This is a genomic window from Variovorax sp. GW821-FHT06D12, from assembly GCF_059419205.1.
The window spans coordinates 217,905-230,073 of the sequence record NZ_JBWKRI010000007.1 but is presented as its reverse complement, the minus strand read 5'-3'; the positions used below and the strand labels follow the sequence as shown (position 1 = coordinate 230,073).

The window sequence follows — 12,169 nt, the reverse complement described above, 5'->3', positions numbered from 1 at the left end:
CATGAGTCTCAGTACCGAAGCCGTCCTCGCGCTCGCGCCGGACGACGCCTCCGCGAAGGCCGCCAAAGGCCTGCTCGCACCCGCCAAGTGGCCCACGCTCGGGCATTCCGACGACGCCGTCTGGGGCGAATGCCAGGGTAGCGGCAGCAAGCCGTACCAGACGCAGGTCGACCTGTCGGGCCCGGTGTTCCGCTGCTCCTGTCCGAGCCGCAAGTTCCCCTGCAAGCACGGCCTGGCGCTGATGCTGCTGCGCGCGCAAAGCGAAGCCAGCTTCACCGCCGGCGCGCCGCCGCCGTGGGTGGCCGACTGGCTCGCCTCGCGCCGCGAGAAGGCCGAGAAGAAAGAAGCGCGCGCCGCCGAACCCGCTGCCGCGCCCGATCCCGCTGCCGCCGCCAAGCGCGACGCGCAGCGCTGGAAGCGCATCGAGGCCGGCGTGCAGGAGCTCGCGCGCTGGCTCGACGACCAGACCCAGCGTGGCCTGGCCGCGCTCGGCAGCGAGCAGGCCGAGGGCTGGACCGCCATGGCCGCGCGCATGGTCGACGCGCAGGCGCCGGGGCTCGGCCAGCGCATCACGCAGGCGGCCGAGTTGATCGGCGCTGGCGAGGGCTGGCCCGCGCGGCTGCTCGACCGGCTGGGCCGGCTGCAACTGATCGTCGATGCGGTGCCGCGCCGCGACAGCCTCTCGCCCGCCACGCGCGCCGACCTGCGCGCCGCCCTCGGCTGGCCGCAGGACCGCGAGGCGCTGCTGGCCGACGGCGAACGCGTGAGCGACCACTGGCTCGTGCTGGGCCAGTGCCTGGACGAGCGCGACACCAAGCTGGTCGAGCGCCATGTGTGGCTGCAGGGCCGCGCGAGCGGACGCCGCGCGCTGCTGCTCGACTACTCGCACGGCGGGCGCGGCTTCGAGACCGGCTGGGTCAGCGGCAGCGAACGCGCGGCCGTGCTGTGCTTCTATCCCGGCCACGCCTCGCAACGCGCGGTGGTGGCCGAGTTGCCGGCCGAGGCCGCATCGACCGCAGCGTCTGTTGCGGTTCACGACGAAGCCGGTGAATGGCAGCGCATGGCGCAACAGATCGCGGCCAACCCGTGGCAACCGCTGCTGCCCCTGGTGTGGGCCGATGCCGTGCCCGCGCGGCACGGCGACCAGTGGTGGCTGCGCCTGGGCGCCGCGTCGCAAGCGCTGCCGATGCAGCTGGCCGCGGCGGAAGCCTGGCAGCTGCTGGCGCATGCGGGCGGCGCGCCGCTGCGCGTGTTCGGCGAATGGGACGGCGAACAGTTCGCGCCACTCACGGCGTGGGCCGCCGAGGGTGGAACACCCGTCTGGACCTTGAGCGGAGCACGCGCATGAGCCACTGGAACACCTTGCTGCAGACCGCCCTCGTCGGCACCGCACGCCAACCCGTGCCGGCCGCCGACGGCATGGCCGGCGATTTCGGCGCGCTGCTTCAGGCGCTGCAACAACCCACCGACACCGCGCAGGGCGTGCTGCTGCGCGTCGCGGGCGCCGTGGCCGTCGGCCGCCGCGCGGGCTTCGTCGCGCCGGGCCTGCCGGCCGACGATGCACCGCCCGCCGCCAACGATCCCTCTCCCGCGCTCGGCGACCCCACCTTGCTCGCCGTGATCGCCGATGCGCTCGCCGCCGGCCCGCAGCGCCTGCAGCACGAGGTGCTGACCGTGCTTTCGACGGCTGACTGGCGCCTGCCGCCCAGCCTGCTGCCCGCCGCGCTCGATGCCGGCCGCCGCGACACCGCATTGCGTCCCGCCGTCGTCCTCGCGCTCGGCGAGCGCGGGCGCTGGCTGGCCGCGCGCAACGACGACTGGCGCTACGCCGTCGGCGCGAGCGCGCAGGCCGACACGCAGACCCGCTGGGACGAAGGCAGCATCGACCAGCGCCGCGCCGTGCTCGCCGAGCAACGCCGCGACGACCCGGCCGGCGCGCGCGAACGCCTCGCCGCCGAACTGCCGCAACTGCCCGCCAAGGAACGCGCCGTGCTACTCGGCGCATTGGCCGAGAACCTCGGCCCCGACGACGAAGCGCTGCTCGAAGCCCAGCTGAAGGACCGTGCACGCGACGTGCGCCAGACCGTGGTCGAGCTGCTGCAGCGCCTGCCGGCCAGCGCGCACGTGCGGCGCGTCGAGGCCTTCCTCGCGCCGCTGCTGTCGTCGCAAGGCGCGACGTGGCAACTCAACGCCCCCGAGGCCGCCGACCCGCGCTGGAAGGACGACGCCATCGACGCCGCACGCCCCACGCACGACAGCCTCGGCGAGCGCGCGTGGTGGCTCTACCAGCTGGTGCGCCAGATGCCGCTTTCCTGGTGGACCGCGCGCACCGGCCTGACGCCCGCTGCATTGCTCGACTGGGCCGCCAAGGGCGACTGGCACGACGCGCTGCTGCGCGGCTGGAACGAGGCCGTGCTGGCCGCGCCCGATTTCGACTGGTGCGACGCGCTGCTCGACCGCCCGCGTGCCCATCGTGGCGGCGTGGGCCCGCTGCTGGCGCTGCTGCCGCGCGAGCGCCGCGAGCGCCACTGGGCGACGCAGCTCGGCGATGCCGGGCAGGGCGTGCAGGACGTCGTCGCGTTCGCCGACCAGGCCTGCGCACCCGGCGACACGCCCTCGGCCGCGCTGTCGCTGCGCATCGCCCAGGCGCTGCGCATGCGCGTCGAGCGCGGCGACCTCGTCAACGACTACGTGCTGCGCCAGGTGCTCGGCACCGCCGCCGCGCTGCTGCACCTCGATGCACTGGCGCTGCTGGCCGACCTGCCGCGCGCGGCCGAGGAAAGCCCCGGCCTCGCCAACGCACTGGCCGACACCGCGCGCATCGTGCGCGCGCGCCGGCTGGTTGCAACGCTTCCCTCTTCTTCCTCTTCTTCACTTTCAACCTCTTCCCAAGGCCGTCCATGAGCAATGTCCTGCGCCAGCATGCCGAACAGCAATTCGCCGAAGAACTCGAAGCGCTCCAGAAGGTCGACGACCGCCAGCGCCCGGCCAACTGGAAGCTCTCGCCCTGGGCCGTGCTCACCTACCTGATGGGCGGCAAGCTGGCCAACGGCTTCGAGATCAGCCCCAAGTACATCGGCAATTCGCGCCTGATGGAAATCGCCGTGTCCACGCTCGCCACCGACCGCGCGCTGCTGCTGTACGGCGTGCCGGGCACCGCCAAGTCGTGGGTGTCGGAGCACCTGGCCGCCGCCGTGAGCGGCGACTCGACCATGCTGATCCAGGGCACGGCCGGCACCAGCGAAGAACAGCTGCGCTACGGCTGGAACTACGCCGAGCTGCTGGCCCACGGCCCTTCGGAAAAGGCGCTGGTGCCGAGCCCGCTGGTGCACGCCATGCGCCTGGGCAAGATCGCGCGCGTCGAAGAACTCACGCGCATCCCGGCCGACGTGCAGGACTCGCTGATCACCGTGCTGTCGGAAAAGACCCTGCCCGTGCCCGAGCTGGGCACCGAGGTGCAGGCCACGCGCGGCTTCTCGGTGATTGCCACCGCCAACAACCGCGACAAGGGCGTGAACGAGCTGTCGAGCGCGCTCAAGCGCCGCTTCAACACCGTGGTGCTGCCGGTGCCGTCGAGCGAGGCCGAGGAAGTGCAGATCGTCGTCAAGCGCGTCGGCGAACTGGGCCGTGCGCTCGCGCTGCCGGCCGAGCCGCCCGCGCTGCAGGAAGTGCGCCGCGTGGTGCAGATCTTCCGCGAGCTGCGCAACGGCCAGACCGAAGACGGCAAGACGCGCATCAAGTCGCCCACCTCCACGCTCTCGACCGCCGAGGCCATCTCGGTCATCAACAGCGGCATGGCGCTGGCCGGCCACTTCGGCGACGGCGTGCTGCGCTCGGCCGACGTGGCCTCGGGCCTGATCGGCGCGGTCATCAAGGACCCGGTGCAGGACCAGGTGGTGTGGAAGGAATACCTCGAAACCGTGGTGAAGGAACGGGCCGACTGGAAGGACCTGTACCGCGCCTGCCGCGAACAACTCTGACGCGAGCCGGCGCATGAGCACGAGCGCGGCGCCTTCGCCGCTGCACTACTTCGGCATCCGCCACCACGGCCCCGGCTGTGCGCGCAGCCTGTTGCGCGCCTTCGAGTCGCTGCAGCCCGACTGCATCCTCGTCGAGGGCCCGCCCGAGGCCGAGCCGCTGCTGTCCTTCCTGGCGCACGCCGACCTGCAACCGCCGGTGGCGGTGCTGATCCACGCGAGCGAGGACACCGGCCTGGCCGCGTTCTATCCTTTCGCCACCTTCTCGCCCGAATGGCAGGCGCTGCAGTGGGGCGCCGCGCGCGGCGTGCCCACGCGCTTCATCGACCTGCCGCAGGCGCACCGCATGGCGATCGAGCAGGCCGCCCGCGCGGCCGACGAGGCCAAGGCGCAAGCGCCTGAAGAAACACCGCTGGGCGATGACGAGACCGACACGGTGCCCGTCGCCGAAACGGTCGAAGCCCCCGAGGAAGAACAGGCCGCCAACACGCTGCCCGACGACCCCTTCGACTGGCTCGCCCATGCCGCCGGCTATGCCGACGGCGAGAGCTGGTGGAACCACATGGTCGAGGAACGCGGCGACGGCGAAGACCTGTTCGGCGCCATCGCCGAAGCCATGACCGCCGTGCGCGCCGAAACGCCCGAAGACCGGCGCGGCGTGCGCGCGATGGAGCGCGAGCAGCGGCGCGAAGCCTTCATGCGGCAATCGATCCGCGAGGCCGTGAAGGCCGGCCACCAGCGCATCGCCGTCGTGTGCGGTGCGTGGCACGTGCCCGCGCTGCAGGGCGCGGCCACCGCCAAGGCCGATGCGGCGCTGCTCAAGGGCCTGCCCAAGCTCAAGGTGCTCGCGACCTGGGTGCCGTGGACCTATCGCCACCTCACGAGCGCCAGCGGCTACGGCGCCGGCATCGATTCGCCGGGTTGGTACGAGCACCTGTGGCAGCAGGGGCACGAAGTGGCGGGCCGCAGCACCGGCTGGCTCGCGCGCGTCGCGCGCCTGCTGCGCGAGCACGACCTCGACTGCTCTTCCGCCCACCTCATCGAGGCCACGCGCCTGGCCGACACGCTCGCCGCATTGCGCGAGCGCCCCGCGCCCGGCCTGCCCGAGCTCGACGAGGCCGTGCGCAGCGTGATCTGCATGGGCGAGCAGGCGCCGCTCACGCTCATCCGCGAGCGCCTCACGGTCGGCGACCGCATGGGCCAGGTGCCGGCCGACGTGCCCACCGTGCCGCTGCAGCGCGACCTCGAACAGGCGCAGAAGAGCCTGCGCCTGAAGCCCGAGGCCACCGCGAAGACGCTCGACCTCGACCTGCGCCAGCCCAACGACCTGGCACGCAGCCACCTGCTGCACCGCCTGCGCCTGCTCGACCTGCCGTGGGGCGAGGTCACGGCCGGCCAGCGCGCGAGCCGCGGCACCTTCCACGAGGTGTGGCAGCTGCAGTGGCAGCCCGAGTTCGCGCTGCGCGTCATCGAGGCCAGCCGCTTCGGCGCCACCGTGGCGCATGCCGCCAGCGCGCGCGTGATGGAAGGGCTCGCGGCCGAGACCTCGCTCACCGCACTGGCCGAGCAGGTCGACACCGTGCTGCTGGCCGACCTGCCCGTGGCCGTGCAGGCCGTGACCCGCGCGCTCGAAGACCGCGCCGCGCTCACCGGCGATGCCGTGCAGCTCATCGGCGCCGTGCCGCCGCTGGCCAACGTGTTCCGCTACGGCAGCGTGCGCCAGACCGACAGCGCGCTGCTCTCGCACGTGCTCGACAGCCTCATCGTGCGCGGCGCCATCGGCCTGCCGATCGCCTGCGGCGCGCTCGACGCCGAAGCCGCCGAGTCGCTGCGCACCCGCCTCATCGGTGCGCACGACGCCGTGCGCCTGCGCGATGGCGAAGAAACGACCACCGCCTGGCGCAATGCCCTGCGCGCCATCGCCTTCGGCGAAACCGGCGCGCCGCTGCTGCGCGGCGTGAGCTGCCGGCTGCTGCTCGACGACGCGCAGATCGACAGCGACGGCGCCTCGCAGCAACTCGCGCGCAACCTCTCGGCCGGCGCGCCGCCCACCGATGCGGCGGCCTGGCTCGAAGGTTTTCTCAACCGCAACGCGATGGTGCTGCTGCACGACGATGCCGTGTGGTCGCTGGTCGACGGCTGGCTCGCGGGGCTCGGCGAAGAACACTTCGTGCAGGTGCTGCCGCTGGTGCGGCGCAGCTTCGCGGACTTCTCGGGTGCCGACCGGCGCGCGCTCGGCGAACGCGCCAAGCGCGGCGCCGTCGGCGGCACCTTGCCGTCCGCGGTGGCCGCCACCGACTGGGACGAATCACGCGCGGTGCTCGCGCTGCCGCTGTTGCGGGAACTGCTGGGAGTGAAGGCATGAGCGCGAATCCAACACCCATCGACGAAGAACAAACCCTGCCGCCCACCGACCGCCTGCAACGCTGGCGCCTCGTGCTCGGCAGCGAGGCCAACGCCAGCTGCGGCGCCATCGAAGGCCGCGTGCGCGAGATCGACCAGGCGCTGGCCGCGCTCTACGAAGCCGACGGCCGGCGCGGCCTGGGCCAGGGCGGGCAGCGCGGCGGCCGGGGCGATTCGGCGCCCAGCGTGGCGCGCTGGCTCGGCGACATCCGCAAGTACTTTCCGAGCCAGGTGGTGCAGGTCATGCAGCGCGACGCGATGGAGCGCCTGAACCTGCGCCAGATGCTGCTGCAGCCCGAGATGCTCGAAAACGCGCAGCCCGACGTGCACCTGGTGGCCAACCTCGTGGCGCTGGCGAGCGTGATCCCGGCCGGCACCAAGGACACGGCGCGCGCCGTGGTGCGCAAGGTGGTCGACGAGCTCATGAAGAAGCTCGAGGAGCCGATGCGCAGCGCCGTGAGCGGCGCGCTCAACCGCAGCCAGCGCAACCGCCGCCCGCGCCATTCGGAGATCGACTGGCACCGCACCATCCGCGCCAACCTGCGCCACTGGCAGCCCGAGTACCGCACCGTGGTGCCGCAGACGCTGGTGGGTTACGGGCGCAAGGCGCGCCAGCCGCAGCGCGAAGTCATTCTGTGCATCGACCAGAGCGGCTCCATGGCCGCGTCGGTGGTCTATTCGAGCATCTTCGGCGCGGTGATGGCGAGCCTGCCGGCGGTGTCGACCAAGCTGGTGGTGTTCGACACCGCCGTGGTCGACATGACCGAGCAGCTGCAGGACCCGGTCGACCTGCTGTTCGGCGTGCAGCTGGGCGGCGGCACCGACATCAACGGCGCCGTGGGCTACTGCCAGACGCTGGTGCGCGAGCCGCGCAACACCATCCTGATCCTCATCTCCGACCTGTACGAAGGCGGCGTGGAAGACGGCCTGCTGCGCCGCGCCCACCAGCTGGTGGAGGCCGGCGTGCAGTTCATCGCGCTGCTGGCGCTCAGCGACGAGGGCGCGCCCTCGTACGCCCGCGACCTGGCCGCCAAGCTCGCCGCGCTGGGCGTGCCCTCGTTCGCCTGCACGCCCGATGCGTTCCCCGGCCTCATGGCCGCCGCCATCAAGCGCGAGGACGTGTCGACCTGGGCCGCGGGGCAGGGCCTGAAGACCAGCCGGGCCGCCCCGTGACGCCGCGCCGCCTGCCCGACCTGAAGCGACGGCGGCTGGCCGCGCTGCTGGGTCTGGTGGCCGGCACGGCCTGGGCGCAGCAGCCCGACGACACCGCGCGGCCGATCCGCTGGATCGTGCCGTTCCCGACGGGCGCGATCGCCGACGTCGTCGCGCGCGCCATCGGTGCCCAGCTGGCCATCGACACGGGCCAGCCGGTGCAGATCGAGAACCGCCCCGGCGGCAACACCGCGCTCGCTGCCCTCGAGGCCGCGCGCGCACCGGCCGACGGCCACACCGTGCTGTCGGCCGACAACGGCATGTGGGTGTTCAACCCGGCGCTGTACCGCAGCCTGAGCTACAGCCCGTCGCGCGATTTCACGCCGGTCACGCAGCTGGTGCGGCTGCCGATGGTGCTGCTGGTCGGCCCGGCCAGCGGCGTGCGCGATGCGAGTGCCTTCATCGAGGATGCGCGCGCCTTTCCGGGCCGCTTCAGTTTTTCCTCGGCCGGCAACGGCAGCGCGCAGCACCTCGCGATGGCGCTGCTGGCGCGCGAGGCGGGGCTGGAGATGGTGCATGTGCCGTACCGCAGCGCCGGGCCGGCGCTGGTCGAGGTGGCGGGCGGGCAGTTGCCGTTCGCGATGGGCGAGCTCGCCACGGCGCGCCGCTTCATCCAGGGCGGCCGGCTGCGCGTGCTTGCGGTGGCGAACCCCGCGCGCCTGGCGCAATGGCCGGGCGTGCCGACCTTCGCGGAACTGGGCCTGCCGAAGGTCGAGGCCGCGATCTTCCACGGGCTCGTGGCACCGGCGGGCACGCCGCCCGAGGTGGTGGCGCGGCTGCAGCGCGCGGTGGCCAGCGCGCTGCACAACCCGGTGGTGCAGCGCCGCCTCGCCGAGGCCGGCGTCGAGCCGGTGGGCGGCACGCCGGCCGAGTTCGAGACCCTGCTGGCGCGCGAGTCGGCGCGCTGGCATCCGCTGATCCGCGCGCTCAAGCTCTCGCTCGACTGAGCGCGCTACAGGTCAGCGCGCCGCGTCGTCGTAGGGCAGGAAGGTGTCGCCCGGCGTCAGCGGCGCATGGCGGTAGCTGGCCGGCGTGCGGCTGAGCTTCACGGGCGCGCCGATGCCGCGGTAGCCGCCTTCCATCTCCACCACCATCTCGCGGTGCAGCGTGTGCGGGTGCTGCAGCGCGGCCGCCACCGGCAGCACGGGCGCGGCGGGCACGCCGGCGGCCATCAGCTGGTCGACCAGCGTGCGGCCGTCGAAGGCGGCGAGTGCGGCTTCGAGCTGCTGCTTGAGGCCGTCGCGGTTCACCGAGCGCGCGCCGGCGGTGCGGTACAGCGGGTCGTCGGCCAGCGCGGGCAGGCCGATGCAGCGGCAGAAGCTCGCGAACTGGCGGTCGTTGCCCACGGCCACGAAGATCGGGTCGGTGCCCGTGGCCAACGCGTCGTAGGGGTAGATGTTGGGGTGCGCGTTGCCGGTGCGGCGCGGCGCCGTGCCGTCCATGAACCAGTTGGCCGCGTGCGGGTGCAGCAGCGACAGGCCGCTGTCGTACAGCGCCGCCTCCACGAACTGGCCGCGTCCGCTGCGGTTGCGCTCCTGCAGCGCGAGCAGCACGCCGATCACCGCGTTGAGACCGGTCACCATGTCGACCACCGGCAGGCCCACGCGCAGCGGGCCGCCGTCGGCCTCGCCGTTGATGCTCATGATGCCGGTCATGGCCTGCACGGCGGCGTCGTAGCCCGGCAGCGCGCCCAGCGGGCCGTCGGCGCCGAAGCCCGACACGCGGCACCACACCAGGCGTGGAAAGCGCTGCGACAGCGCCTCGTAGCCGATGCCCCAGCGCTCCATCGTGCCGGTCTTGAAGTTCTCGATCAGCACGTCGGCCTCGGCCACCAGTGCCAGCAGCGCCTCGCGGCCTTCCTGGGTCGAGAAGTCCAGGTGCTGCACGCGCTTGTTGCGGTTCAGCCCGTGGTAGTACGAGGCGACGCCTTCCTTGAAGGGCGGGCCCCAGGTGCGCGTGTCGTCGCCCTGCGGTGGCTCCACCTTGAGCACGTCGGCACCGTGGTCGCCGAGGATCTGGCCGCAGTAGGGGCCGCCGAGGATGCGCGAGATGTCGAGCACGCGGATGCCCGCGAGGGCGCCGGTCGAAGTGGAGGCGGTGGTCATGGGGTGGACTCGGAAGAAGGAGAAGCGGTGCGCGGCACCAGCTTGAAGGTGCCGGTGGCCAGCGCGAGCAGTTCGCCCTCGGCGTTGCGCGCCTCGCCGCGCGCGAAGCACATCGCACGGCCGCGCCGCTCGCACACGGCGGTGGCGATCACGTCGCCGGCGCAGGGCGCGGTGTAGTGCACCGTGATGTCGACGGTGACCACGCCGAAGGCCGTGGGCGCATGCGAACGCACGGCGCTGGAGAGTGCGCAGTCGAACAGCACGGCGATCGCACCGCCGTGCACGTCGCCGCGGCTGTTGGTGCGGTCGGCGCTGTAGGGCATGCGCATGCGCGCGCGCTCGTCGCCGATGGCCTCGCCGCGCAGCGCGAAGGCGCGTGCCATCGGCATGGGCAGGCCGAACAGCACGCCCGGTGGTTCGTTGACGAAAGCGGTGTCCGACATGGTGTACGTGTGGGGTCAGTCGAGCAGGCCGCGCTGGCGCAGGCGCGCCACGCGCTCTTTCTCGCGCGCGGTCGTGGCCAGCGCGTAGCGGCGGTACTGCTCGGGGTCCATCGCGTTGGCCTGCTGGTTCAGCTGCTCCAGCACGCGCAGGCCGGCGGGCGAGGCCAGCGCTTTGCGGAAGGCGTCGTGCACGGTCTTCACGCGGGCCGGGTCCATGCCGGCCGGGCCGGCGATGCCGTAGGGCGAATCGATGACCGCGTCCACGCCCTGTTCGCGCAGCGTGGGCACCTGCGGGTAGCGCTTGACGCGCTGCGGCGTGAGCATCACGAGGTAGCGCATCTTGCCGGCGTCGATGTGCGGCACGGCCACGCCCGAGAGCGGCGCGGCGTCGATGTGGCCGCCGAGGATGGCGTTGGTGACTTCGGCGTCGCCCTTGAAGGGCACCATGTTGAGCTGGACCTTCGCCATCTCGGCGGCCTCGTCCATCACGATGCGCGGCGTGCCCACGGCGCCGGTGGCGCCCACGTTGAGCTTGCCGGGGCGGCGTGCGGCATCGGCCGCGAAGTCCTGCCAGGTCTTCCACGGTGCGTCGGCCTTCACGGCGAGGCCGAAGGTGTAGTCGGACAGCATCACCACGTACGAGAAGCTGCGCGCGGGGTCGAAGGCCACCTTGTTGATGAAGGGCTCGCGGTACACCGAGGCCGGCAGCACGGCCAGCGTGTAGCCGTCGGGCGCGGCGCGCACCAGCGCGGCGGCGCCGTTGGTGCCGCTCGCGCCGGGGCGGTTGTCCAGCACCACGGGCTGGCCGAGGGCCTTGCCGGCTTCTTCTGCCACGGCGCGCAGGTGCTGGTCGGTGGGCCCGCCCGCGGCGTACGGAACGATCAGCGTGACGGGGCGTTGCGGGTAGGTCTCTGCGGTGGCGGTGCCGGCTGCGGTGAACAGCGCGGCGAGGGCGAGCAGGCGTGACAGCCGTTGCGTTTTCATCTTCTTGTCTCCTTGTTTTTCTTGTGCGTCGTGGCGGTCAGTCGAGCTGCGCGCCGGACTTCTTCACCACGTCCTTCCACTTGGCCGTTTCGCTGCCGATGAACTGCGCGAGCTTCTGCGGCGAGGTGTCCGCCGTGGCTTCCAGGCCCTGCGCGGCGAACATCTGCTTGACCTTCGGCGAGTTGAGCACCTCGGCGAACGCGTGGTTGAGTTTGGTCACGCGGTCGGCCGGCGTGCCGGCCGGCGCGACGATGCCGAAGAACACGCTCACGTCGTAGGGCTTGTGCAGCTGCTCGGTGATGGTCGGCACCTCGGGCAGCGCCTGCGAGCGGGCCGAGGTGGCCACGCCGAGCGCGCGCAGCTTGCCGGCCTTGACGTAGGGCAGCGCGGTGAGGATGTCGGTGAAGGTCATGCTGACCTGGTTGCCCAGCAGGTCGTTGAGCGCGGGCCCCGTGCCCTTGTAGGGCACGTGCAGCAGGTCGGTGCCGGCCACCGAGTTGAACAGCACGCCCGCCAGGTGCGACGAGGCGCCGTTGCCCGACGAGGCGTAGCTCAGCTTGCCCGGGTTGGCCTTGGCGTAGGCGACCAGCTCGGCCACGTTCTTCACCGGCAGGGCCGGGTTCACCACCAGGATGTTCGGCAGGTAGCCGACCTGGATCACGGGCGCGAAGCTCTTGGTCGGGTCGTAGCTGATCTTGCGGTACAGGCTCACGTTGATGGCCAGCGGGCCCGAGGTGCCGAACAGCAACGTGTGGCCGTCGGCCTCGGCGCGTGCCACGTAGTCGGCACCGATGTTGCCGCCCGCGCCCGCGCGGTTCTCCACGATCATGGGCTGGCCGAGCTTGTCGCGCAGCTCGGCGGCCAGCGTGCGTGCCATCGCGTCGGTCGGGCCGCCGGGCGGGAAGGGCACGACCAGCGTCATGGGCTTGGTCGGGAAGGCGCCGGGCTGGGCCTGCGCGGTGGGCGTGGCCGCCAGCAGCAGTGCGGCGCAGGCGGTGCCGAGGATGAGGCTGAGTCGTTGTCGCATGGGTGGTTGTCTCCGTTG

At 72.5% G+C, this 12,169-nt stretch carries 10 protein-coding genes; 6 read left to right on the top strand and 4 right to left on the bottom strand.

The features are described 5' to 3' along the window. Position 1 precedes the first annotated feature (1 nt). Genes AC07SQ_RS22305 through AC07SQ_RS22280 form a run of 6 tightly spaced genes read left to right on the top strand, consistent with a single transcriptional unit; the run spans position 2 to position 8,539 of the window. Entirely contained in the window at positions 2–1,348 is a 1,347-nt protein-coding gene (locus AC07SQ_RS22305) for an SWIM zinc finger family protein (RefSeq protein WP_495272848.1), read from the top strand. Further along, positions 1,345–2,904, top strand: a complete 1,560-nt coding sequence (locus AC07SQ_RS22300) for a DUF5691 domain-containing protein (protein ID WP_495272847.1) — start codon at positions 1,345–1,347, stop codon at positions 2,902–2,904. Before AC07SQ_RS22305 ends, AC07SQ_RS22300 begins: the two co-directional genes overlap by 4 nt. Continuing rightward, the gene (locus AC07SQ_RS22295) at positions 2,901–3,980 is read left to right on the top strand and encodes an AAA family ATPase (protein WP_159279537.1); all 1,080 of its coding nucleotides are present in this window, start codon (positions 2,901–2,903) and stop codon (positions 3,978–3,980) included. Before AC07SQ_RS22300 ends, AC07SQ_RS22295 begins: the two co-directional genes overlap by 4 nt. Positions 3,981–3,993: 13 nt before the next feature. Then, the gene (locus AC07SQ_RS22290) at positions 3,994–6,342 is read left to right on the top strand and encodes a DUF5682 family protein (protein WP_495272846.1); all 2,349 of its coding nucleotides are present in this window, start codon (positions 3,994–3,996) and stop codon (positions 6,340–6,342) included. After that, positions 6,339–7,553, top strand: a complete 1,215-nt coding sequence (locus AC07SQ_RS22285) for a VWA domain-containing protein (protein ID WP_495272845.1) — start codon at positions 6,339–6,341, stop codon at positions 7,551–7,553. The genes AC07SQ_RS22290 and AC07SQ_RS22285 overlap by 4 nt, the downstream gene beginning before the upstream one ends. Further along, positions 7,550–8,539, top strand: a complete 990-nt coding sequence (locus tag AC07SQ_RS22280; RefSeq protein ID WP_495272844.1) for a Bug family tripartite tricarboxylate transporter substrate binding protein — start codon at positions 7,550–7,552, stop codon at positions 8,537–8,539. Before AC07SQ_RS22285 ends, AC07SQ_RS22280 begins: the two co-directional genes overlap by 4 nt. 12 nt (positions 8,540–8,551) lie before the next feature. On the opposite strand, the gene AC07SQ_RS22275 is transcribed toward AC07SQ_RS22280, so the two are convergent. Genes AC07SQ_RS22275 through AC07SQ_RS22260 form a run of 4 tightly spaced genes read right to left on the bottom strand, consistent with a single transcriptional unit; the run spans position 8,552 to position 12,151 of the window. Beyond that, positions 8,552–9,697: a CaiB/BaiF CoA transferase family protein gene (locus AC07SQ_RS22275; protein WP_495272843.1), complete on the bottom strand. Its 1,146-nt coding sequence runs from the start codon at positions 9,695–9,697 to the stop codon at positions 8,552–8,554. Then, positions 9,694–10,140: a PaaI family thioesterase gene (locus tag AC07SQ_RS22270; protein ID WP_495272842.1), complete on the bottom strand. Its 447-nt coding sequence runs from the start codon at positions 10,138–10,140 to the stop codon at positions 9,694–9,696. The genes AC07SQ_RS22275 and AC07SQ_RS22270 overlap by 4 nt, the downstream gene beginning before the upstream one ends. A 15-nt stretch (positions 10,141–10,155) precedes the next feature. Beyond that, positions 10,156–11,124 (bottom strand): tripartite tricarboxylate transporter substrate binding protein, encoded by a 969-nt coding sequence (locus AC07SQ_RS22265; RefSeq protein ID WP_495272841.1) that lies wholly within the window; start codon positions 11,122–11,124, stop codon positions 10,156–10,158. Between the two features lie 37 nt (positions 11,125–11,161). Then, a complete protein-coding gene (locus AC07SQ_RS22260) occupies positions 11,162–12,151 on the bottom strand; it encodes a Bug family tripartite tricarboxylate transporter substrate binding protein (protein ID WP_495272840.1) in 990 nt (329 codons plus the stop codon). Between the last annotated feature and the right edge of the window lie 18 nt (positions 12,152–12,169).